The sequence below is a fragment of the Acidiphilium sp. AL genome, assembly GCF_025499445.1.
GTDB lineage: Bacteria > Pseudomonadota > Alphaproteobacteria > Acetobacterales > Acetobacteraceae > Acidiphilium > Acidiphilium iwatense.
Genome location: NZ_JAIMBZ010000016.1, coordinates 1 through 23192, shown reverse-complemented (window position 1 = coordinate 23192; position 23192 = coordinate 1). Strand labels below are relative to the sequence as shown.

Sequence of the window (23192 nt, the reverse complement as noted above, 5' to 3'; positions counted from 1 at the left end):
CGCCGCCGCCACGACCTCAGATTCCCGCGCTCTTCACTTCACGGTCGATATGGGCTGCGAGCTTGTCGAGCCCGGCATCGATGGTGACCTGCCCGGCGACCATGCGTTGCAGCATCGCCGCCCACTCGGTCGTGACATTGAAGAACAGCGGCTGAGGCGTGAAATAAATCTTCGCATCCGGCAGGGTCTTTTCGAACGCCTCGTAAAAGCCCGGATAATTCTTGTCCAGCCGGGCCTTGAACGCGGCATCGTGCCAGGTCGTGTTGCGCACCGGATCGACCAGCTTCTTCTTCACCCCGCCATAAATGCCGAAATTCTTGCCGCTCGCCCATTGGATGAAATACCAGGCCGCGTCCTTCTCTTTCGAAAAACTACTCATCGCGAGCGACCAGATCCAGACATTCGAGGTTGCATGCGTCATTTTCGGGTTCGGCACGAACGCCGCATAGCCGATATGGCCGGATTCCTTGGTCCCCGGACTGTTCTCGAAAAACCCAATGATGTTGGCGTCGTAGATCATGCCGCAACGGCCCGCGCCGAGATCCTGCGCACATTCGTACCAGGTATAGGTCGCCCAGTTTTTCGGCCCCGCCTTCTGGATCATCTCGACCCAGAGCTTGTTCATCGCCTTCGATTCCGCCGAATTCACCGCAGAAGTCAGCTTGGTGCCTTTCACCTCGAAATCCCTGGCGCCGTAGTTGGTATAGGCCGACAGATAACCAGGATGAATCGTCGCCCAGGACCGGCTGCCGCGCACCGCGACGCCATAGGCACCGCCGGCATCCTTGGTAATCTTGGTGCCGATCTCGATCATGTCCGGCAGGTTCTTCGGCGGCTCGATCTTCAGCTTGTCGAAAATCCGCTTGTTGTAACTCACATTATACAGCTCGAAACCGAGCGGCACCGCCCATTGCTTGGCGTTCGCACTTCCCAGCGCCTCGCCCGGCACGCCGGACCACGCATCCGAATCGCGCAGATTGGCGATGATGCCATTGAAATCGTAATTCGGCGCGGTCTTCGCCGGATTCTTCAAGTATGGCTTCATATCGACCAGCCATTGCGCCGGGCCGTACTGCCAGGTCTGATACGCGCCGGTCATCAGAACGTCGTAGCGGTTGGAATGCGACGACAGCGCCGCCGTCACCTTGTCGAAATACACATCCTCGGGAAAGATGTCGTATTGCACATCGATTCCGGTCAGCGCCTTGAAATGCGCGAGATCGGAAATCATCGCATCGGCATAGGGGTGCTTGTTGAGCAGCAGTCGCAGCGTCTTGCCTTTATGCGCCTGCCAGTTGAAATCCGCCGCCAGCGCCTCGGTCGCCACGCCACCCAGCGCGAAATTCGCCGCCGCGGCACCGATACCGAGGCTGGCCATCCGCTTGCCAAAGCCGCGCCGGTCGATCTCCCCCGCAAGCAACGCCTTCGCCGCATCCTTGGTTTTGTCGCTCATGTAAACTCCCGTCATGTTTTATGGTTGAAAATATTGCCGCTTCAGTCGGCAGCCTCGCGCGTCTTCGGCTGCGCGATGAGAAGCCGCGCCGTCATCTCATCGGTGATCAGCGCGGTCGGCAGGCTGGTTTTCAGCATCGCTCGTATCGCCGCAGCTTTCTCCGCCCCGCCCGCCACCGCGAGCACATCGCGTCCGCGCATCGCCTCGGGTGCCACCGCGATCACCCGGTGATGCAGATCGGTCGCGACCGGCTTGCCGTCACGGTCGTAGAATGTGCCGAACGCTTCGGCGATCGCGCCGTCCCGCTGCGCGCGCGCGATTTCCTCAGGCAGGATCATGCCGCTTTCGCAGAGATACGCGGCTTCCCTCACCTCGCCGACGCCGAGCACGAACAGGCTCGCCTCCTCGGCGATGCGCAATGTCTCGCTAACGCCGCGCTGGCGCAGCAGAACCGCGCGGTCGCCCTCGTCATTGGCGTAGAATGGCACCGGCAGGAAATAGGCGGCAGCGCCGGTCTTCTCGGCCAGGGCGTGAACCACGTCGAACGGGTTGGCGCCGACCCGGCGCGGCACCCCGCCCAGCACGGAAACCACGGTCAGGTCAGGACAATCGATGCGCGGCAGATGCTCCACCGCCGCCGCGAGCGTGCGGCCATGACCGATGCCCACGATGCGGTGCTGCCGCTTCTCGAACACGCCGTGCAGATAGGAGGCCGCCGCCCGGCCGAGGCCGGAAAACAAATTGGCTCCCGGCAGCGCCGGCACCACCCGGCAGAAATCGAGCCCGTGGCGCGCTATCAGCTCGCGTTCGAGCGTGATGCACCCGGCCATATCGCCTTCGATCAGAATCCGCACCAGCCCGTCGCGCAGCGCCCTGGCAATCAGGCGCTGCACCTTGGCCGGCGGCACCCGCAACTCGGTGCTGATCTCCGCCTGGGTTAGCGAGGCTTCGTAATAGAGCCACGCGGCGCGAGTCGCCAGTTCGGCATCGTCATGGGCGGGTTTCGATGATGGCTGCGTCATCGCGCGCGGGCTTTCACTGGCGGTTTCCTCGGTCGCTTGCCATGGATGGCAAATGATTATTTCTGTATTGAATGATGAAATAATCAGGCCAAGCTCGCTCTGTCAACCCAATTCGATGCCGCGGCGCACAAAACCGCGCGTTCAGCCCGCGACCGGCTCATAGCCGAACGCCCAGCCGTCATCGCCGAACCAGCAGCGTTCGGGCGGTGCCGCGCATTTCCAGCGAAAACTCCCGATCCGCTCGGCCGTGCCATTGTTGAACGCCGCCCTGAGCCGCTTGCGATAGGCGTCCGGCTCCTCGGGTGCCGACTCATCGCCGACGAAATAGGCCGGCCCGAGATAGGAAGCGGCAAAAGCATCGCCGCGCCGTTCGATGCGAAACCCGCCCCCCGTGATGCCCGGAGAGGGGTCGTACCGCAGATAGCCCAGCGGAAACACCAGCCGCCCGCCCGCCGCCAGGCGGTCGATCCAGCGCGCCACCGGCCGCTCGACCCCGAAATTGACATAGATGCAGTCCGTCGCCGCTTCGGGAAATTCGGCGGCGTTCCCGTCGATGACGGTCACGTTGCCGAATCCCGCCAGATTGTCCCGCGCGCGCGCGGCGAGGCGGCGATCGATCTCGACCGCCTGAACATGGCCGCCCGGCCCGACCAGTTTCGCGAGAATCGCGGTGTAATAGCCGGTGCCCGCGCCAAGATGCGCGACCGCCTCGCCTGGCTTCGGCGCCAGCGCATCAAGCCAGAGCGCGTGCAGCACCGGGCTGCCGTTATTGACGCCGCGCTCCGGGTCCAGCGGGATGACGACATCCTGATAGACATTCGTCAGATCGCCCGCCGCCAACGCGCGCCATGGAAACGGGCCTAGGAAATCCTCACGCGGCACGGCGCCGAACGCGTCCTCCAGCCGCGAATTGCCGGCAACGCCGGCCAGCGCCAGCATCCGCTTTGCGTAGTCGCGCCTTACGGCATCGAGCTCCGCGCGATCATGGGAGCCAGACATGACATCACCGCCCCGTTCACTTCGCTTCGATCACCCGCGCATAATCGCGTCGAAGCGGTCGCGCGGGCGTGTTTCGGATGCGGCACGCGAATTTCATCGTCCCGTCCACTTCGCTTCGATCACCCGCGCTCCGGGCGGAATCACCGTCTCCCGCGTCTGCCTGTCCTCGTGCTTGCGAATCGCGTGCAGCAGCACGAACAGCACGGCGGTATTGAGCATCCCCGGCGGAATCCACTGGATGATCCCGCCGAGCAACTGGTCGTGGATCGGCGAAATGCCGGGATAGAGCCGGCCGCACAGCTCGTAGAAATCGTAGAAACTGGTCCGCGACAGCGCGATCGTGCCGGCCACCGCGATTTGCGGAAACATCGTCAGGAACCCAGCCGCCATCCGCGCGAAAAACGAATAGGGGCAGGCCGGGCGCGGCCTCGGGTCGAGCACCACCAGCCAGAACAGCAGCCCGGTCGCGATCATCGACAGGTTCATGACCGCATACAGGGTGGGGTCGAGCATCGAGACGAAATCGACCGACGGAATCACCCAGATATCGGTCACCGCGATCGCCAGCACCGCGGCGACCAGCGGATGGCGCAGCACCGCGAGCGGCGCGCGAACCGGCTTCGACGCCGCGATGCCAATCAGCTCGGACGGCACGCCGCGCGCCAGCACATCGCGCGGCCAGGCGAAAGCGATCAGGAACGGCCCGAACACGCCGAGCGTCATCTGCTGCAGCCGGTTGAGGAAGAACATATGCTGGGCGGCATATTCGAACCGCGTCTGCACCACGGCATAGATCGCGACGATTCCGGCGAAATAGCACAGGCTCCGCCACAAGGCCGGGCGCGCGCCCGCCGCCGTGCGGGCAAGCCCGCGCCCGTACCAGAAGGCGAACAGCCAGCACAAGGCAAAGACCGGGATGTTGAACACGAACGGCGCGGCATAGGGCAGATCGGCGGGCACGAACCGGCACGCGAGGTCGAGCGCCGCTCCCGCGATCAGGATCGCCCCGATCGCGTAACAATCAATCCGGTCGAAGCCGTGGCGCGCGTCATCCATGGCGCCAAATATAAGGCTAAATCGGCACCCCGGCCAGGATGCGGTTGGTGCGGATGGTCTGCAGCGTCTGCACGCGCGAAACGTTGGGGGCCGAAATCAGTTGCTCGGTCAGCCTATTCTCGTGCGCAGCGTCGCGCGCGACGAATTTCATCAGGAAATCGCCGCCGCCTCTGATCATGTGGCACTCGCGCAGCTCCTCCCAGGAGGAAATCATCGTCTCGAACGCCTCCAGCACGCTCTGGCGCTGGCTGTCGAGCCCGACAATGGCGAAAAACTGGATCTGCCAGCCGAGTTTCTGCGGATCGGTCTCGGCGTGATAGCCCTTGATCAGCCCGGCCTCCTCCAGCCGGCGCACCCGGCGCAGGCAGGGCGGCGGCGAAATGCCGGCGCGGCTGGCCAGCTCCACATTGGTCATCCGCCCGTTTTCCTGCAACTCGGTCAGAATTCGCCGGTCGATATCGTCGAGCTGGGGCAGGTCGGCGGGGCGTGAAGCCGCGTTGGAGTTCGTGGTCGGGTTCGGCTGGGCCGGGGCAGGCGGCATGGATATCACCAGGGACAGGGTTATTGACGCAATATAATTGCATATCGCGCCGCTGTGAATGCACGCAAGATCATTGCCGCCGGAATGGCGGAAAGCGGTGCCGCGCAATGTCCTTGTGCGACGCGATACAACCTCGATATGATAAAATCGAGACAGTTCGGGTTGGTGGCGAAAGACATGGCCGAGACACATAAAACGATCGAGACGCAGGTTCTGATCATCGGCGCGGGGCCGGCCGGCTACACGGCGGCGATCTATGCGGCGCGGGCCAATCTCAAGCCGGTTCTGGTGGCCGGGCTGCAGCCGGGCGGCCAGCTCATGATCACCACCGATGTCGAGAATTATCCCGGCTTCGCCGATGTCATCCAGGGCCCATGGCTGATGGAACAAATGGCGGCGCAGGCCGCCCATGTCGGCACCACCATCGAGCACGACATCATCACCTCGGTCGATTTTTCCGCCCCCCCCCTGCGCGCGACCGGCGATTCCGGCACACTCTATCTGGCCGACGCCGTGGTCATCGCCACCGGGGCGCAGGCGCGCTGGCTCGGCCTGCCCGCCGAGCGGCGTTTCCAGGGCGCCGGGGTTTCCGCCTGCGCGACCTGCGACGGATTTTTCTATCGCGGCAAGGCGGTGGCCGTGGTCGGTGGCGGCAATACCGCGGTCGAGGAAGCGCTCTATCTGACCCACCATGCCAGAAGCGTCACCCTGATCCATCGGCGCGACGCGCTGCGCGCCGAAAAAATCCTGCAGGACCGGCTGTTCGCCAACCCGAAGATCGAGGTCGTCTGGGACCACACGGTCGAGGACATTACCGGCGCAGGTACCCCTCCGGTGGTCACCGGCGCGCGGCTGCGCAATGTCAGGTCGGGTGCCGCGCGCGAGATCGCGGTGGACGGCGTGTTCGTCGCGATCGGCCATGATCCGGCGACCGCCTTGTTCCGCGGCCAGCTCGACATGGACGAGGATGGCTATATCGCCACCGTGCCGGGCAGCACGAAAACCTCGGTCCCAGGCGTGTTCGCCGCCGGCGACGTGCAGGACCGGATTTTCCGCCAGGCGGTGACGGCCGCCGGCTCGGGCTGCATCGCCGCCCTTGAAGCCGAAAAATTCATCGCCGCGCACGCCGCACTGGAACGGCGCGCGGCGTGAGAGTAATGAAACTATCAAGAATGCAACGGCCCCGAATCGGGCCGCGGAAGGGAAGCTGATCGTGACGGGCAATCATATGGACTGGGACAAGCTGCGCGTGTTCCACGCGGTCGCCGAAGCCGGCAGCTTCACCCATGCGGGCGACACGCTGAACCTGTCGCAATCGGCGGTATCGCGGCAGATCTCGGCGCTGGAGGAGGCGCTGTCGGTGCCGCTGTTCCACCGCCACGCGCGCGGGCTGATCCTGACCGAACAGGGCGAGCAGCTCAATCGCACGGTGCGCGAGGTGTTCGCCAAGCTCGCGATGACCGAGGCACTGCTCGCCGAGAGCAAGGAACGCCCGGCCGGCCGGCTGAAAGTCACCACCACCCATAGCTTCGGCGTCGCCTGGCTCGCGCCGAGGCTGAAAACCTTCCTCAACCAGTATCCCGATGTGAGCATGACGCTCCTGCTCGACGATACCGATCTCGACCTTGCGATGCGCGAGGCGGATGTCGCGATCAGGATGCACGCGCCGCGTCAGCCCGATCTGGTACAGCGCTCGCTCGGCGAAATCCGCTGGCAGATCTGGGCGGCGGAGGATTATCTCGCCGGCGCGGGCGGAACGCCGCAACGGCCCGAGGATCTCGACCGGCACCGACTGATCCTGTTCGGCGACCGCAAGCCGCCGGTGCAGGATGTCAACTGGCTCGCCGCTCTCGGCCGGCCCGAGGGTGCGGCACCGCGCTCCGGCGCGCTGGAGGTGAACTCGCTGCAAGCCATGCTGATCGCGATCAAGAGCGGGCTCGGCATCGGCGCGGTGCCGGAATACCTCGCCGAGGACATGACCGGCATGGTGCGCATCCTGCCCGACACGAATACGCCGAAAATCGACATGTATTTCGTCTACCCGGAGGAATTGCGGAACTCGAAGCGGGTCGGCGTGTTCCGCGACTTCCTGGTGAGCGAAATCGGCCGGCGCTAGCTTTTCCGCTGGCATGCGAGCCGAAACCGAGGCAATCCGGGGGCACCGCTCACCTTGCCGCGATCATGCGACAATTTCATGGCGGATTCGCGCAATCCGCCCTTCCATAATTGCTGCGGCGCCATATGTGTTGAGCAGGCCAAGCGTTCGGCCACGGAATTCGGCGTTCGCGCCGTCCGCTATCCGGCCCTGACCGGCCGGATGGGGATCTTCGGATCCCAACGTCTCCCAGACGTGAAGCCTCCCTGTTGACTTACCCCGCCGGTTTCCCCGGCGGGGCTTTTTTATGTCTGTTCTATGACATGACGGGTCTAGCCAAGAGAAGCAGACCGGGCAACGTCATGCGATGGAACCCCCCGCAATTCGCCGGTCTGTGTTGCATTCAAGACACGCTTTGACGATCAGGATTCCGGCCTCGCGCAGGCTCGGCAGATCGAGCGACGGCGCGCCGCCCAGCGCATCCGGCATGTCCGGCAGGCACGGCACATGGACGAACCCGGCGCGGATCGCCGTCGCCTCGGCGCGGTGGCGGGCGAGGTAGAACGCGGCGTTGCAGGCGAAGGTGCCGGCGGTCTGGGACACAGTGGCGGGAATCCCCGCCTCGCCCAGCAGCGCGCAGGCCGCCTTGATCGGCAGGGTGGAAAAATACGCCGCCGGGCCGCCGGGGATCACCGGCTCGTCGATCGGCTGCGCCCCAAGATTGTCCGGGATTCGCGCATCGATCACATTGATCGCCACTCGTTCGAGCGAAACCCCGCTCCGCCCGCTCGCCAGCCCGAATCCCAGCACGACATCCGGCCGATAGGCCGCGATCGCCGCATTCAGCGTTGCCCCCAGCGGCGCGAAGGCGCAGGGCAGGATGGCATAAACGATCGCCGCCCCTGAAACCGGCGTCGCCGCCAGGGTTTCCGCCAGGATCGCCGAGGGATTGACGGCATCGCCGCCGAACGGCTCGAAGCCGGTGACCAGAATGCGCATCGCTCAGCTATAGAAGATGCGCCCCGATCATGCGATGAATCGGCGATGCGCTGGTATTTCGCGATCGACGAGGGCGGCAGCGACGGCGATGCCGGCCTGCATGCCCGGCTTGCGGTGCGCTCCGCAGCCCTCGCCGGCACGCTCGAACCCCGCCTGCTCTATCACGGCGCGCGCAACGAGTTCACCCGCTGGATGGAGCGGCACGGCGTCACGGTCATCGACGCCGAGCCGCCCTGCCTCGATGCGATGCGCGTGGCCGAGGCGCGCGGCGCGTTCCGCGCCCATTCGCTCGGCCACTGGCTGCGCCTCGCCATCCCGCTGATCGACCGGGACGCCGATTTCGCCCTCTATACCGATTGCGACATCGCCTTCCTCCGCCCGGTCGACTGGGGCGCGATCCGCCCGCGCGTCTTCGCCGCCGCCCCCGAATTCGCGCCCGATGTCTGGAACTACTTCAATTCCGGCGTGATGGTGCTGAACCTGGCGGCGCTGCGGTCGAGCCAGCCCGCCTTCGAGACGGTACTGCGCGCCCGCTTCGCGGAGGCCGATGCGCGAACCTACGACGACCAGGTGGCGCTCAACCAGGCCTTCCGCGGCCACTGGGACCGGCTCGATCCCGGCCTGAACGCAAAACCCTACTGGCCGCACGACCCGCGCGCCGGCGTACTGCATTTCCACGGCCCCAAGCTCGGCGGCATCGAAGCCATCGCCGACAGGCACTGGAACTGGTCCGACCCAACCTCCCGCGCCATCGGCGCGCTGTGCGACGCCCATGTCCCCCGCTACGTCGCCTGGCTGACCGATCTCGGGGAACGGATGCAAATGGTCGATATCGGCCTCGCGCTCCGGCTGCACCGCGTGGCGGGCAGACTCGCCGCCTACCAGCGCACCAACGCGCCCCGCACCCACGACCTGACCTTCATGCGCGCACACCTTTTCGCCGACTGAGTTCGCACCCCGAATGTCGGCCCCGTCATTGCGAGGCGCGAAAGCGCCGATGCAATCCACCACACTGGTCAAGGCGAAATCGGACGACGGTGTCAGCTTTTTAGGTGACACCGACCGAAAGATGAGGCGGAATGCGCCGATGCAACCGCCCCGAACCATGGACGATCCCGTGCCCAAAAGAACCGGCGATGCCGCCCGCCCGCAGCGCAATTTCATTCCGCTTCTGCCAAAACAGACGGACGAAACGATCATCCTCGATCTGGTCAATCGGCTGCGCGACGCTCCGGGGAATGAGGAGTGATGTCCGCGATGCCGGAACCAGCCTGGATTTGCGCCACCTGCGGCGTGCAGACGAACGCCTCGGCCCAGCCGCCGGACCTCTGCGCGATCTGCGCCGATCCACGCCAATACGTGCCCACCGGCGGCCAGCGCTGGACCACGATGGACGCGCTGGCAAACGGCCACCGCAATTGCTTTCAAAACCATGAACCGAACCTCACCGGCATCGGCACCGAGCCGCATTTCGCGATCGGCCAGCGCGCCCTGCTGGTCCGCACCCCGAACGGCAACATCCTGTGGGATTGCATCAGCCTGCTCGACGCCGCTACGCGCGACATCGTCACGGCCCTCGGCGGCATCGCGGCGATCGCCATTTCCCACCCGCATTTCCACGCGACCATGGTGGACTGGAGCCGCGCCTTCGGCGACGCGCCGATCCATGTCCATGCCGCCGACCGCGCTTCGGTCGCCCGTCCCGACCCCGCGATCCGCTTCTGGTCCGGCGAGACGAGCGAAATTCTCGACGGCGTCACCCTGATCAACACCGGCGGCCATTTCGAGGGCGCGACCGTGCTGCACTGGCGCGACGGCACGGATGGGCGCGGCGTCCTGCTCACCGCCGATATCGCGAGTGTGGCCGCCGACACGCGCTATGTCAGCTTCCTGCGCAGCTATCCGAATTATATTCCGCTCGGCCGCGCTTCGGTCGAACGCATCGCCGCCACGCTGGAACCTTACGATTTCGAGCGGATCTACGGCGGCTGGTGGCATTCCGTCATCGCCCAGGACGCCAAAGCCGCGCTCCGCCGCTCCGCCACACGCTACCTCGCCGCGATCGACGGCCACTATCCCTGACCCTGCGCGTCGCTCCGCTCCGCGACACTCTCATACACCAGCATCGGCACCGCATCGCGCACGAACTCCTCGCACTCGACCATGCCGATCGCGCCCAGAACCGTGCGCGAGGCGAAATTGTCAGCCCGCGCGACGGCCACGATCCGCCCAAGCCCCGCCTGCCCATGGCCATAGCGCAACGCGGCACCCGCCGCCTCGCGCGCCAGCCCGGCCCCCCGAACCTCCGGCCATAACGCGAACCGCAGCGCAATCCCGCGCTGATCCGGCCGCTCCGCCAGACCCGTCATCCCCAGGAAATTGCCGGTGTGCAGCCCCCGCACCGCCCAAATCCCGAACCCCAGCGCACCCCACGCCGCAACATCCTCGGCCAACTCCTCGACCACGCGCTCGCGCGTCCGCACCCCGCCCAGCATCATCGCGAACGCCCGCGGATCGGTCTTCAACGCCACCAGATCCGCCAAATCCCCCCACCCCACCGGCTCCAACCGCAGCCTGGCCGTGGCGACACACCATGCCGGGTTGCTCATGGGTCGCGCGGGGTTTCACCCTGATCCCCATCAGGGGGCTTTGCCCCCTGAACCCCCACCAAAGGCCGAGCCTTTGGAATCCAGAACTGCGGCTCAGGGCAGGCGGGGCTAACGCTCACGACGAGCACGTTCTGGCCCCGCCTGTCCTGAGCCGCAAATCCCGGTTCTAAGGGCCTAGCCCTTAGCGGAGTCCAGAGGCGGAGCCTCTGGCGGGGTATGGGGCGGAAGGCGCCAAGGTTCCATTGGCGAAAGCCAATGGAAAGCGCCTGAAGGGGGAGCCCCATGCGCCCATGCACACCCCGCATCGGCGTGTCACCGTGTCAGGGGGCGATATTTGATGCGGTGGGGTTCGGTGGCGTCGGCCCCGAGGCGGCGGCGTTTATCCTCTTCGTAGGCCTCGAAGTTGCCTTCGAACCATTCGACGTGGCTGTCGCCCTCGAAGGCGAGGATATGGGTGGCGAGGCGGTCGAGGAACCAGCGGTCGTGCGAGATGATGACGGCGCAGCCGGGGAATTCCATCAGCGCCTCTTCGAGCGCGCGCAGGGTATCGACGTCCAGATCGTTGGTCGGCTCGTCCAGCAGAATGACGTTGTGTTCGCCCTTGAGCATTTTCGCGAGATGCACGCGGTTGCGCTCGCCGCCGGAGAGGATGCCGACTTTCTTCTGCTGATCGGCGCCCTTGAAGTTGAACGCGCCGACATAGGCGCGCGACGGCACCGCGCGCTTGCCGAGATGGATCACGTCGGTGCCGCCCGAGATTTCCTCCCAGACCGATTTGTCGGCGTTCAGGCTGTCGCGCGACTGATCGACATAGCCGAGCCGGACGGTATCGCCGACCTTGAACGTGCCGGAATCCGGGTGGTCGGCGCCGGTGATCATCTTGAACAGCGTGGTCTTGCCCGCGCCGTTCGGGCCGATCACGCCGACGATGCCGCCCGGCGGCAGCTTGAACGACACGCCGTCGATCAGCAGGTTGTTGCCGAAGCCCTTGCGCAGGGCTTCCGCCTCGATGACGGTGCCGCCCAGGCGCGGGCCGGGCGGGATGACGATATCGGCGACGCCCGATACCTGCTCCTGCGATTTCGCCAGCATGTCCTCGTAGCGGGTGATGCGCGCGCGGCTTTTCGCCTGCCGAGCCTTGGGCGACGCGCCGATCCATTCGCGCTCTTCCTTGAGCGCGCGCTGGCGGGCGGATTCCTCTTTCTCTTCCTGCGCCAGCCGCTTCTGCTTCTGCTCCAGCCAGGAGGTGTAATTGCCCTCGAACGGATAGCCGCGGCCGCGTTCGAGTTCGAGAATCCAGTTGGTGACGTTTTCGAGAAAATACCGGTCATGGGTCACCACGATCACGGTGCCGGCATAGTTGCGCAGGGTTTTTTCCAGCCAGGCGACCGATTCGGCGTCGAGATGGTTGGTCGGTTCGTCGAGTAGCAGCAGATCGGGCTTTTCCAGCAGCAGCCGGCACAAGGCCACCCGCCTGCGCTCGCCGCCCGAAAGATTGGTGACCGCGCTTTCGGCCGACGGGCAGCGCAGCGCGTCGAGCGCGATATCGATCCGCCGGTCGAGTTCCCAGCCGTCCTTGGCGTCGATTTTCTCCTGCAATTCCGCCTGCTCGGCGAGCAAGGCGTTCATCCTGGCGTCGTCCATCGGCTCGGCGAATTCTTCCGAGATCGCGTTGAACCGGGCGATCGCCGCGCGTAGTTCGGCGAAGGCGAGCGCGACGTTTTCTCCCACCGTCAAGCCGGCGTCGAGATGCGGTTCCTGCGACAGATAGCCGATGGTGGCCCCCTCGGCGGCCCAGGCTTCGCCGCCGAACTCCTTTTCGATCCCGGCCATGATTTTGAGCAGGGTGGATTTGCCCGCGCCATTGACGCCGAGCACGCCGATTTTCACGCCGGGCAGGAAGGACAGGGTGATTCCCTTGAACACCTCGCGCCCGCCGGGGAAGGCTTTGGTGAGGTCTTTCATCACGTAGACGTATTGATAGCTGGGCATGATGTTGATTTCCTTAAATAATTTTAGCGTTTTTCGGCCTGTGTAGAATCTGTGCAGGTCGAAATCGCAATGATCTCAGGTATTGGGCTGTTTCATGTGCCGCCACTCGGGCTCTGGGCGCTCCGGTTACAGGCCAGCCAACGGGCGAATTTGGGGTTTGGGTCCACATGGCGCCGGTATTCGCATAATTCTGGCACCAGTTACAGGGCTTGATCTTTCTCCTTGCTGCCGGGGCAGATCGGGCCATCGCGGGGTGAGGATAGGTAACGCTTACCCCAAATCAGTGTGCGAAAAGTCCTTCCCTTTGTAGAGGAGCGGGATGTTTTGCGCCTTGGCGCAAGCATAAGAGAGACAGTCTGCCAAGTTGAGCTGGGCGGGATGGCCCCTGCCTTTTCCATAATCGGCAAAAGCTTTCACCGCCAAGCTGGCTGTTCTCGCATCCATCGGTGCGAGCCTGATTCTGGCCTCGTCCAAGAGAGCCTGAATCCGCTGTTCCACCTCAACCGGATCAATCCCCAGTTTTGTTGAAAGCCTCATGGCAGCTTCCAGAATAACCAAAGCCGATGTGCAGCACTCCGCCGCCTCGATCTTGTTCGCAAATTCGGTTGCATCGGGCTCCTTGGAAAGGATCGCGACGATGACCGACGTGTCGATGAACATCAGGGATGACCCCACATCGCGTCGATCTCGTCCTTCGTCATATCCCGCCCGCCTGGCTTGGCCAAAGCGGCAAGTTCGTCCGCGATAGCACCTAAACGCTCTGCGAGAGATTGCCGAGCGGCCACGCGCCGGTATTCCGCTTCCAGGGCCTCAACAACAGCCTCGGTCATGGAGATGTGGCGGCGCTGCGCAATTCGTCTGGCAAGCTCGCGCGCACGAGGGTCTCGTATTTGTAGATTCATAGCGGCGGTCCCAATTCAAACGTAATTATTCTATTTGTACCATATAATGGCACATTTGTCATGGCAGCAACAGCCGTTCTTTGTTCGGACCGGCAAACCCCCGTTCCTTGTCCCGTCCCTGGGAACAATAACCCGCAATGCGCGCAGGCCGTCAAAGGATGGACGCGCAGCGGCCACCGCCGCGGACGGCGCGCAGACGCGCGCAGCCCGACGGGCGAGCACGGCGAGCGGCCTTGCACAGCCGAGCACATGCAGGGAGAATCAAGATCAGAAGGGAGGTGAATGACGCGGTGGCGCGATCGGCGGCGTCATTGCAATATCGCAGCATGCGCTTGCATTCCTTGGTCTGTTGTAGAAACATAACCCAATACCACACCTAACGGCCGGTATTACCCAGTTACTTAGGTAGTTATATTGGCAGTTTCATATGCAGTAATATAGGTAGTTATAGCGTGAGTTATATAGGCAGTTATCCGAGTAGATAGATGGGTAGTTTCAGGTTTTGCACCTTCTCCATATCCAACCATTTGAAAGCTGTTTTACGAGGATTTCGAGGGCTCATTCGGCGAAGCCGGCATGTCACTCGCGGCAGGCCAACGGGGCTTTGACGATTTGAGTGGCTTCTTGGCCCGATGATAGGTCGCCGTCAGAACCTCCACCGTCCAGGGTTTGCCCGTGCCGTAAATCACCCCCGCACGCGTCAGAATCGCGGCGATTTCCGCCCATTTCCAATGTGCGTCCAGCAACCCATTTATCCGAGGCGCTTGCAGCCGGAACCACGCCGTCAGGATTGTCACCCCCGGCTCGTACGAGGCCGCGAACTCATCCACCAGAGCTTGAATCTCAGCCTCCGTATGCGGCGGTGGCCGGTTCAACATGCGTCAAAACCTCCAAGGTTAGCGCGAGGGGCAAACAGTAACTGGCCCTGTAACTGGTCATTAGCGCCATATTGTCCCGGAAGCTACCATTGCGGTCATTATTGCGCAGCGCCAAGGTAAAAGTGCAACCAGGGGCTTGCCCCCCGTAAAATATCGTAGGGATGGCAAAACTCAAACCGCCGCAGCGCCGCCGTCGCTCAAAAGCTTCCGCCACCAATGGTTGAATGGTAGGCTTTTGGCGTGTTCCGCTTTGCCCACTCCGTACCGAGAACAACCGATGAAACCTGCTGGGAACCGCTGGGAGATCACTTGCGGGAAGTCGCCAAAATGACACACGATTTCGGCGAGCCGCTCAAATTGGCAAACTGGGGGGAAGCTTCTGGGTTGTTACACGACATCGGCAAGGCGTCGGACGCCTACCAGTCCTATATCCGTGGCAGGGGCGTCAGCCCCGACCATAGCACTGCGGGCGCTGTGGAAGCGGTACAGCAATTTGGGCCGTTAGGGCGCTTTCTGGCCTTTGCCGTGGCGGGGCACCATGCCGGTCTTGCGGACGGCAAATCCCTGAACGAGCGGCTGCGAAAGAAGCTGGAGAAATACACGGGGTGGGAAGCCTATACTGGCTCGCTCCCCTCGCTGGCGCTGCCTGACTGGGGTAAGGATGCAAACCGGCGAAACCCGGAGAAGTATTTCACGCAGTCCTTCTTTGTGCGGATGCTGTTTTCTTGCCTGGTGGACGCGGATTTTCTCGCCACGGAGGCCTTCTATGATCCCGCCGCCGCCAAAACGCGGGATGGTTTCGCCGCCACTCCTGATCTGCACGCCCGCCTTGCGGACTTCATGGCGAAATTTGCCCAGGCGAAAGCCACAGAGAAGGCCAGAGAGTTGAACAGGCTTCGCAACCAAATTCTGTCCCGTGCCCGTGAGAGCGCCGCCTTAGCCCCTGGTCTTTTTACCATGACGGTCCCCACCGGCGGCGGCAAAACCCTGGCGTCTCTCTCTTTTGCGCTGGAGCACGCGGCGAAGCACGGGTTGCGGCGGGTTATCTACGTTGCCCCCTACACCTCGATCATCGAACAGACGGCACAGGTCTTCAAGAACGCCCTGGGCGATGCGGACGTGCTGGAGCACCATAGCGGTTTTGACGGAAACAAGGCGAAAGAGGAGGCCGACCCGGATGGGGTTAAGAAACTCCGTAATGCGACGGAGAATTGGGCGGAGCCGGTCATCGTGACCACGGCGGTGCAGTTCTTCGAGAGCCTGTTTGCCGCACGGCCTTCCGCCTGCCGCAAACTGCACAACATCGCGCGCAGCGTGATCGTGCTGGACGAAGCCCAGACATTGCCTTTACCCGTGCTGCGGCCCTGTCTCGCGGCATTGGAGGAGTTGACGCTGAATTACGGCGCCAGCGTGGTGTTGTGTACGGCCACGCAGCCCGCTTGGCGGCGCCAGGATAATGCCTTGCCACGCATGAAAGACAAGCGGCAACTCGGGTTTGACATCGGCCCGGAGCGTGAGTTGGCCCCTGACCCCGAAGCCTTGTTTGCAGCCCTGAAGCGCGTTCGGGTTGAGGTTTTGCCGGCGCCGGTAACGGATGCTGAAATTGCCGCCCGGTTCGTGAAACAGGACCGGATGCTGTGCATCGTGAATACCCGCGCCCATGCCAAGGCGCTGTTTGGGTTGATTGCCGCTCTGCCAAGCGCGCGGCATTTGACGACGCTGATGTGTGCCGCCCATCGGCGCGAAGTGCTGGTGCAAATTCGTGACGACCTGGCGAATTCGCGCCCGGTGCGTCTGGTGGCGACCAGCCTGATTGAGGCCGGAGTGGACGTTGACTTCGCCGAGGTCTGGCGCGCGAAAGCGGGGCTGGACTCAATCGCGCAAGCGGCGGGGCGGTGCAATAGGGAAGGGAAGTTGCCGGAGAAGGGCCGGGTGGTGGTGTTTGAGCCGGCTGACCACAAGACGCCCCGCGCCTTCCGTGCATTTTCTCAGGCCGCCGAGGGGCCGCTGAAGATGCCGGACCCACTGGGGCTGGAAGCGGTACAAGGCTATTTCCAGGAGCTTTACTTCAATAAGGGGCCAGACCAGCTGGATGCACTCACGGTAGGAGAGTTCCCAGGCGTGCTGCGCGCCGTGGCTGAGAGCGGTGCGGACTTTCCCTTCGCCAGCATTGCCGAAGCGTTCCGGTTGATTGATGACAGGATGCGCAACGTGATCGTGAATTGGCGCGGCGGCGCCGGAGAGGCGCTGGAAGCATTGCGTCATGCCCCGGTGCCGCCGCGCGGCACGCTGCAGAAGCTTCAGCAATATACCGTGCCGGTGCCCGAGGACGTGTGGCAGGGGCTGCGCAAGAGCGGGGGCATCCAGCCAGTGCGGCCAGATGCTTATGACGAGCGGTTTATGGTGGTGGAAAGTGCAGGTCTTTATGACGAGGTAAGTGGGCTGAGTCTGGATGATCCATGGGAGCGAGGAGCGGAGGAGAATGTTCTTTAACATCCGTCCAATATAATCTTCGTGTTGATTTCCTTTGCAAGAACATTGACCCGGTTCCGCGCATGTGGCAAACAGGCTTCCTGGCCAAAAGGAGGCTGGGCAAATGCGTCGACGTCAAAAGCTGACAATCAGGTTAAGTATTGGCGCGTTTCATCTCGAAGTCGAAATTGAGCCCATAATAGTCGGGCGGCGTGAGACCGCCTGTGGATCGAAACGTGTTAATCTCGTTTGCAACTGACGCGCAAAAGCCCCTGACAGAAATGTCGGGGGCAATTTTCTCTTCGCTCAACGGGCACTGCCAACAAAGAATTTACCAGGACCAAAGCGTCGGGATTGAAGTTTGGTAAAATTCCGTCAACAATTCCCTTACAAGTAGAGCGATTCGGAGCGTCCAATCATGAGTTATGGCGTCCGTTTGCATGTCTGGGGCGATTATGCCTGCTTCACGCGCCCAGAGATGAAGGTTGAGCGCGTCTCCTATGACGTGATGACGCCCTCCGCCGCGCGGGGGATTCTGGAGGCGATTCACTGGAAGCCCGCCATCCTTTGGCAGGTGGACCGGATTCATGTGCTGAAGCCGATCCGCTTTCAGACCATCCGCCGCAACGAAGTGAACAACAAAATCTCCGAATCGACGGCGCGCAGCGCAATGAAGCGCGGCGACCTCAAGGGGTTGTCCCTTTCTGCTGGAGCGCCACACGGCACGCAGCGCTCCACCACGCTGCTGCGCCATGTGGCCTACGTTATTGAAGCGCATTTCACCCTCACAGATAAGGCCGGCCCGGAAGACACCGAGGCCAAGCACATCTCCATGTTCAACCGGCGCGCGGAGACGGGGCAATGTTTTCATCGCCCTTGCCTGGGCACGCGGGAATTCGCCGCAAATTTCGCTTTGGTCCCGGAAGGTGCATTGCTACCAGTCAATGAGCTACCGGAGGCGGACCGTAACCGCGACCTGGGCTGGATGTTGCACGACATCGACTTTGCCAAGGACAACACCTCCCGTTTTTTCCGTGGCCGGCTTGAGGATGGCGTGCTGAACGTTGCTAAACTGGTGGCTGAGGGGCTGACGGCATGACCGTTCTACAGGCGCTTAACCATTACTATGTTCGCATGGCGGAGCGGGGGGATGCCGAGCCGCCGGGGTATTCGCGCAAGTCCATCGAGGTTTGCGTGTGGTTGAACCCGGATGGAAGCATTGCAAAGGTCGATGACTTGAACGACTACAGCGGCAAGAAGCCACAACCGCGCAGGCTTTCCGTGCCGCAGGAGGTCATTCGGACCTCTGGTATTTCCAGCAATTTCTTGTGGGACAAAACCGCTTACACGCTGGGCGTCGGGCGCGACAAGGATAAGAAAGCGATCCGTTTCTTTGAAAAGGAGCACGCTGAATTCGTTCGCTTGCACCGCGAGCGCCTGGTGGGTTCGGACGATGCAGGCCTTTGTGCGTTGCTGGCATTTCTCAACACGTGGAAGCCGGAAGATTTTGAGGGAGACGCGCGCTTTTTGCCCGATATGCTCGACAGGAATGTCGTGTTTGGGTTGACTGGCGGAAAGCTTGAATATCTGCATGAGCGCCCGGCGGCGCAGCGGCTGATCGAAGAGCCGGGAGAGGTTTGGAAAACCGGCATCTGCTTGGTGACGGGTGAGGAAAGACCAATCGAACGGCTACACCCGGCGATCCAAGGGGTGGACGGTGCGCAGAGTTCCGGAGCGCGGCTCGTTTCGTACAACGCAGATGCTTTCACTTCCTACAGCGCGGATAGTGGCGCCAACGCGCCAACCTCGGTGCAGGCGGCGTTCCGTTACGGTACGGCGCTGAACCGGCTACTGGACCGTGGCAGTAGCAACCGGCTTAAGATCGGCGACACCACCATCGCCTTCTGGGCGGATGCTCAGGGATTTGGCGAGGAAGCCGCCGCCGCTGCCGAAATGGCGATGGCAATGGGCATGGAGCCACCGGACGATCCATCCGAGGCGACTAAACTGCGCGATGCCTTGGTGGACATTCGCGCGGGGCGCCCGCCGAGTGCATTTCCGGGTCTACAATCGGGCACGCGCTTTTACATCCTGGGCCTTGCCCCCAACGCGGCGCGGCTCGCCGTGCGCTTCTGGCTGGTGGATACGTTCGGCAACTTCTTTGCGCGTCTGGCTAAACATTTTGAGGCACTAAATATCGAACCGGCGCCGTGGAACCGTCCGCCGTCCATCCGTTACTTGCTTGTCCGTACAACGGCCTTGCAGGAAAAACCCGAGAACGTGCCGCCGCTGCTGGCCGGGGAGACGGCCAGGGCCGTTCTGGCCGGGCACCCCTATCCACGCACGCTGCTTACCGCCGTCATCATGCGCTTGCGTGCGGGCGATTCGCTCTCCGGTTGGCACGCCGCCGTCATCAAAGCCTGTATTAACCAAAGTGTTTCGGAAAAGGAGAAGCTGCCCGTGGCCCTCAACCCGGAGTCCCGCGATCAAGCGTATCAATTAGGGCGGCTATTCGCCGTGTTGGTTGGCGCGCAAAAAGAGGCGTTAGGTAAGGTGAATGCCTCCATTGCTGACAGATATTACGGCGCGGCTTCAGCCACACCGGCGCGTGTGTTTGGTCCGCTATTGCGTAACGCCCGCAATCACATTTCAGACGCGCAAAAGCGCAACAAAGGTTGGTGGATCGAGCGGCGTCTGGAAGAAATTTTTTCGCATCTTGATCCGGCTCTCCCGAAAACGCTGACTTTGGAAGCGCAAGGACGTTTCGCTGTCGGCTATTACCATGAGCGGGCACCACGTAGTCAGAGCGAAGCCGCGCAACAGGAAGAGGGAGACAATAAATGAGCACGCCCCTGACACAGCGGCACGACTTCGTGCTGTTTTTCGACGTGACCAATGGCAACCCGAATGGTGATCCGGACGCTGGCAACATGCCGCGTCTGGATCCAGAGACCAGCAGGGGCTTGGTTACGGATGTGTGCCTGAAGCGCAAAATCCGTAACTGGGTGGAGCTGAGCCGGGAGAACCAGCCGCGCTACCGCATTTATGTTACGGAGGGTGCGGTGCTGAACGAGAAGCACCGCGAGGCCTATATTGCGGAATGCCCTGATTACAAGGAGGTGAAAACGGCAACGAAGCTTTCGCCGAAGAACGATGATGATGCGCTGAAGCTGCGCAAATTCATGTGCGGAAATTTCTTCGACATTCGCGCCTTCGGCGGCGTGCTCTCCACCGGCATTAATTGCGGCCAGGTGCGCGGTCCCGTACAGTTGAGCTTCGCGGAGTCCGTGGAACCAGTGTTGCCGCTGGAAATCTCCATCACCCGTATGGCGGCGACCAGCGAGAAGGAAAAGAAAGAGTTCACCGAAGGCGATGACGAGAAGCGCGGTGACAAGCGCACCATGGGCCGCAAGCACATCATCCCCTACGGGTTGTATCGGGTGCATGGCTATGTCTCCGCGCCTCTCGCCTCACACGACACCAAGGGCACGGGTTTTACGCAAGAAGACCTGGATGTGTTGTTCGAGGCGCTGGACCAGAACATGTTCGAGCATGACCGCTCCGCCGCGCGTGGCGAGATGGTAAAGCGCAAGCTGTTCATCTTCCGGCATCAATCCGCTCTGGGCAATGCCCCTTCGCACGAACTGTTCGGGCGGGTCACCACGCTGCGCCGCTACAAAGGGGCCACCCACGCGATTGGCGACGATGCCACAGACAACTGGCCGCCGGCCCGCAGCTTCGATGACTATGAAATTCGTGTGGACCGCGACAACCTGCCCGCTGGCGTGGAGTTGATCGACCGGTGAGCCTGAAGCCGGGAACGGAGGCGCAGGAAGAGGCGCTGATACCGCTCTCGGCTTTGCAGCATTTTCTGTTTTGCCCGAGGCAATGCGCGCTCATCCACGTGGAGCGGCTTTGGGCCGAGGATTCGGCGACGGCGGAAGGGCGCGCTCTGCACCAGCGCGCCGATACGGGGCCGCCGGAGCGGCGCCAGGGCGTTAAAATCCTGCGTTCACTCACGTTGCGCTCCTTTTCGCTGGGCGTGGCGGGCAAAGCGGACGTGGTGGAGATGCACGGCGGCCAGCCTTATCCGGTGGAGTACAAGCGTGGCCGGCCGAAGGCGCACCGGGCTGACGAGGTGCAGCTTTGCGCGCAGGCGATCTGCCTGGAGGAGATGTTTGACTGCGCCGTGCCACAAGGGGCCTTGTTCTACGGCGCCACGCGGCGGCGTATTGAAGTTGCCTTCGATAACACGCTTCGCGCTCTGACGCAGGAAATCGCCCGGCAAACCCGTGCCCTGTTGGCGTCCGGTCAGACGCCGCCGCCTGTGTACAAGCCAAGCTGTGCGAACTGCTCGCTGCATGATTTGTGCGCGCCGGAGGCCTTGCAAACGCCGCCCCGCATCACGGCTTGGCTTGTACGGCAAATAGGGCGGTAGTCATGCGGCGGCATCTCAACACCATCTATGTGACCACGGAGAACGCCTGGGTCCGCAAGGACGGCGAAAATCTGGTGGTGGAGGCGAAGGGACAGGAACTGGGCCGCGCGCCGCTGCACATGCTCTCGGGGTTGATTTGCTTCGGGCGGGCTGGTGCATCTCCGGCGGCGCTGGCGGCTTGTGCCGAAGCGGGCATCTGCGTGTCGTTGCTCGATCCGAATGGCCGCTTCCTGGCCCGTTTGGAAGGGGTGCGCAGCGGCAATGTTCTGCTTCGCCGGGGCCAATATCGCTTGGCGGACGACCCGGCGCGCGGGGTTTCCATTGTACAGGGAATCGTCGCGGCCAAGACGGCCAACCAGCGCGCCGTTGTTCGCCGGGCGCTGCGAGATCATGGTGAAACGCTTGCGTCTGAAGCCTGCGAGGCGCTGACGGGCGCCGAGGCGCGGCTTTCGGATGTTGCCCGGCGAGCACTGCAAAATGACGGCGTCGCTCTGTTGCGCGGATTGGAGGGCGAGGCCGCGCAGGTGTACTTCAGTGTCTTCAATCACCTCATCCGCAGCAGCGATTTTTCATTCTCGGTGCGCACCCGCCGCCCGCCATTGGACGCCGTGAATGCGCTGCTCTCGTTTCTGTACGCGATGTTGGGGCATGATTGCCGATCGGCGCTGGAGGGCGTGGGGCTGGACCCGCAGGTGGGGTTTCTTCACGCTGATCGCCCTGGCCGGGCAAGCCTCGCCCTGGATTTGATGGAGGAATTCCGCCCTGTCCTGGCGGACCGCTTGGTGCTCAGCCTCATCAATCGCCGTCAGCTTACGCCGAAGGATTTTGTCTTTGAAGATGGTGGCGCCGTGCGGTTGACGGATGAGGCCCGCAAAACCGTGCTGGTAGCCTACCAAGAACGCAAGAAGGATGAACTCGTCCACCCATTTTTAAACGAGAAGGTTACGCTGGGCCTGGTTCCTCACATCCAGGCCCAGCTGCTGGCACGGCATCTGCGCGGCGATATGGATGGCTACCCGGCGTTCATCTGGAAATAGCGGCGATGTTGATGCTCATTACATATGATGTTGGCACGACGACCGTAGCGGACCGGCGGCGCCTGCGCCGGGTGGCGCGTGCCTGTCTTGACTACGGCCAGCGCGTGCAGAACTCGGTGTTTGAGTGCGAGGTGGACCCGGCGCAATGGGTGGCGTTGCGCACCCGGCTGATTGCCGAAATCCTGCCGGCGGAGGATAGCTTGCGCTTTTACCGGCTTGGCGCCGAGGGGCGGCGGCGCGTGGAGCATGTGGGTGCGAAACCTGACTTGGACCTGGAAGGCCCGCTGCTGTTTTAGCCGCGCGAACCTGTAGCGAGCGGCATTTTCCGGGCGGGTTCGCGGAGTAAAATTCTTTGACAAATGAATAGGATATTTTAGCGGCGCCGGTTACGGGCGCCGTGCGCCGGTTGTATTGGCCAGGTTCGCGCAAATGGTAATGATGACGAAGCGCAGTTCTGCGGATACAACAAGGCCGTCGCCCCCCGCGCGGGGGCGTGGATCGAAACCCAGCGCACCCCGTCAGCACAAGAGGAATCAGAAGGTCGCCCCCCGCGCGGGGGCGTGGATCGAAACATCAGCTATTCCGGCGGCCTGCCGATGATCACGAGTCGCCCCCCGCGCGGGGGCGTGGATCGAAACACGACCATCCGGCAATCGCCGTCGCGGTGATCCGGTCGCCCCCCGCGCGGGGGCGTGGATC

The 23192-nt window shown here is 62.9% G+C and carries 23 protein-coding genes; 12 read left to right on the top strand and 11 right to left on the bottom strand.

What is annotated here, in order from left to right; all coding sequences use genetic code 11:
* Positions 1 to 16: 16 nt before the first annotated feature.
* The 5 genes from AiwAL_RS10930 to AiwAL_RS10910 all read right to left on the bottom strand — a co-directional run bounded on the left by AiwAL_RS10930 (position 17) and on the right by AiwAL_RS10910 (position 5071).
* On the bottom strand, positions 17 to 1453 hold the full coding sequence (locus AiwAL_RS10930) for an ABC transporter substrate-binding protein (protein WP_235704357.1): 1437 nt from the start codon (positions 1451 to 1453) through the stop codon (positions 17 to 19).
* A 41-nt stretch (positions 1454 to 1494) separates the two neighbouring features.
* Positions 1495 to 2475, bottom strand: coding sequence for a sugar-binding transcriptional regulator (locus tag AiwAL_RS10925; RefSeq protein WP_235704356.1), 981 nt, complete (start codon positions 2473 to 2475; stop codon positions 1495 to 1497).
* Between the two features lie 141 nt (positions 2476 to 2616).
* Positions 2617 to 3474 carry a protein-L-isoaspartate O-methyltransferase gene (locus tag AiwAL_RS10920; RefSeq protein ID WP_235704355.1) on the bottom strand — a complete coding sequence of 286 codons (858 nt, stop codon included), beginning with the start codon at positions 3472 to 3474 and terminating at the stop codon, positions 2617 to 2619.
* 93 nt (positions 3475 to 3567) lie between these two features.
* A complete protein-coding gene (locus AiwAL_RS10915) occupies positions 3568 to 4530 on the bottom strand; it encodes a cytochrome c oxidase assembly protein (RefSeq protein ID WP_235704354.1) in 963 nt (320 codons plus the stop codon).
* 16 nt (positions 4531 to 4546) lie between these two features.
* Entirely contained in the window at positions 4547 to 5071 is a 525-nt protein-coding gene (locus tag AiwAL_RS10910; protein WP_235704353.1) for an Lrp/AsnC family transcriptional regulator, read from the bottom strand.
* Positions 5072 to 5248: 177 nt separating this feature from the next.
* On the opposite strand from AiwAL_RS10910, the gene trxB reads away from it, so the two are divergent.
* Positions 5249 to 6223 carry a thioredoxin-disulfide reductase gene (gene trxB / locus AiwAL_RS10905; RefSeq protein ID WP_235704352.1) on the top strand — a complete coding sequence of 325 codons (975 nt, stop codon included), beginning with the start codon at positions 5249 to 5251 and terminating at the stop codon, positions 6221 to 6223.
* A 76-nt stretch (positions 6224 to 6299) separates the two neighbouring features.
* On the top strand, positions 6300 to 7187 hold the full coding sequence (locus tag AiwAL_RS10900; protein WP_235704405.1) for a LysR family transcriptional regulator: 888 nt from the start codon (positions 6300 to 6302) through the stop codon (positions 7185 to 7187).
* Positions 7188 to 7526: 339 nt separating this feature from the next.
* Here AiwAL_RS10900 and pcp read toward each other — a convergent pair whose 3' ends face one another.
* Positions 7527 to 8165, bottom strand: a complete 639-nt coding sequence (pcp, locus tag AiwAL_RS10895) for a pyroglutamyl-peptidase I (RefSeq protein WP_235704351.1) — start codon at positions 8163 to 8165, stop codon at positions 7527 to 7529.
* 45 nt (positions 8166 to 8210) lie between these two features.
* Here pcp and AiwAL_RS10890 point away from each other — a divergent pair, with 45 nt between their 5' ends.
* From AiwAL_RS10890 to AiwAL_RS10880, 3 genes are all read left to right on the top strand, one after another.
* Positions 8211 to 9113 carry a hypothetical protein gene (locus AiwAL_RS10890; RefSeq protein WP_235704350.1) on the top strand — a complete coding sequence of 301 codons (903 nt, stop codon included), beginning with the start codon at positions 8211 to 8213 and terminating at the stop codon, positions 9111 to 9113.
* 139 nt (positions 9114 to 9252) lie between these two features.
* Positions 9253 to 9414, top strand: coding sequence for a hypothetical protein (locus AiwAL_RS10885; protein WP_235704349.1), 162 nt, complete (start codon positions 9253 to 9255; stop codon positions 9412 to 9414).
* Positions 9415 to 9422: 8 nt separating this feature from the next.
* Complete coding sequence (locus AiwAL_RS10880; protein WP_262312682.1) at positions 9423 to 10247, top strand: MBL fold metallo-hydrolase; 825 nt, start codon at positions 9423 to 9425, stop codon at positions 10245 to 10247.
* Here the strand turns inward: AiwAL_RS10880 and AiwAL_RS10875 are convergent.
* The 5 genes from AiwAL_RS10875 to AiwAL_RS10855 form a co-directional block, all read right to left on the bottom strand.
* A complete protein-coding gene (locus AiwAL_RS10875) occupies positions 10238 to 10774 on the bottom strand; it encodes a GNAT family N-acetyltransferase (protein ID WP_235704347.1) in 537 nt (178 codons plus the stop codon). The genes AiwAL_RS10880 and AiwAL_RS10875 overlap by 10 nt on opposite strands.
* Positions 10775 to 11086: 312 nt before the next feature.
* Entirely contained in the window at positions 11087 to 12766 is a 1680-nt protein-coding gene (gene ettA, locus AiwAL_RS10870; RefSeq protein WP_262312681.1) for an energy-dependent translational throttle protein EttA, read from the bottom strand.
* Positions 12767 to 13036: 270 nt separating this feature from the next.
* Entirely contained in the window at positions 13037 to 13426 is a 390-nt protein-coding gene (locus AiwAL_RS10865) for a type II toxin-antitoxin system VapC family toxin (RefSeq protein ID WP_235704345.1), read from the bottom strand.
* Complete coding sequence (locus AiwAL_RS10860; protein WP_235704344.1) at positions 13426 to 13668, bottom strand: type II toxin-antitoxin system VapB family antitoxin; 243 nt, start codon at positions 13666 to 13668, stop codon at positions 13426 to 13428. Before AiwAL_RS10860 ends, AiwAL_RS10865 begins: the two co-directional genes overlap by 1 nt.
* 539 nt (positions 13669 to 14207) lie before the next feature.
* Complete coding sequence (locus AiwAL_RS10855; RefSeq protein WP_235704343.1) at positions 14208 to 14414, bottom strand: hypothetical protein; 207 nt, start codon at positions 14412 to 14414, stop codon at positions 14208 to 14210.
* A 372-nt stretch (positions 14415 to 14786) separates the two neighbouring features.
* On the opposite strand from AiwAL_RS10855, the gene AiwAL_RS10850 reads away from it, so the two are divergent.
* From AiwAL_RS10850 to cas2, 7 genes are all read left to right on the top strand, one after another.
* Positions 14787 to 17039: a CRISPR-associated endonuclease Cas3'' gene (locus AiwAL_RS10850; RefSeq protein ID WP_262312680.1), complete on the top strand. Its 2253-nt coding sequence runs from the start codon at positions 14787 to 14789 to the stop codon at positions 17037 to 17039.
* 397 nt (positions 17040 to 17436) lie between these two features.
* The gene (cas5c, locus tag AiwAL_RS10845; RefSeq protein WP_235704341.1) at positions 17437 to 18117 is read left to right on the top strand and encodes a type I-C CRISPR-associated protein Cas5c; all 681 of its coding nucleotides are present in this window, start codon (positions 17437 to 17439) and stop codon (positions 18115 to 18117) included.
* The gene (gene cas8c / locus AiwAL_RS10840; RefSeq protein ID WP_235704340.1) at positions 18114 to 19862 is read left to right on the top strand and encodes a type I-C CRISPR-associated protein Cas8c/Csd1; all 1749 of its coding nucleotides are present in this window, start codon (positions 18114 to 18116) and stop codon (positions 19860 to 19862) included. The genes cas5c and cas8c overlap by 4 nt, the downstream gene beginning before the upstream one ends.
* A complete protein-coding gene (cas7c, locus tag AiwAL_RS10835) occupies positions 19859 to 20824 on the top strand; it encodes a type I-C CRISPR-associated protein Cas7/Csd2 (RefSeq protein WP_235704339.1) in 966 nt (321 codons plus the stop codon). Before cas8c ends, cas7c begins: the two co-directional genes overlap by 4 nt.
* A complete protein-coding gene (gene cas4, locus AiwAL_RS10830) occupies positions 20821 to 21456 on the top strand; it encodes a CRISPR-associated protein Cas4 (RefSeq protein WP_235704338.1) in 636 nt (211 codons plus the stop codon). Before cas7c ends, cas4 begins: the two co-directional genes overlap by 4 nt.
* A 2-nt stretch (positions 21457 to 21458) precedes the next feature.
* Positions 21459 to 22493 (top strand): type I-C CRISPR-associated endonuclease Cas1c, encoded by a 1035-nt coding sequence (cas1c, locus tag AiwAL_RS10825; protein WP_235704337.1) that lies wholly within the window; start codon positions 21459 to 21461, stop codon positions 22491 to 22493.
* Between the two features lie 5 nt (positions 22494 to 22498).
* The gene (gene cas2, locus AiwAL_RS10820; protein WP_235704336.1) at positions 22499 to 22789 is read left to right on the top strand and encodes a CRISPR-associated endonuclease Cas2; all 291 of its coding nucleotides are present in this window, start codon (positions 22499 to 22501) and stop codon (positions 22787 to 22789) included.
* Positions 22790 to 23192 lie beyond the last annotated feature (403 nt).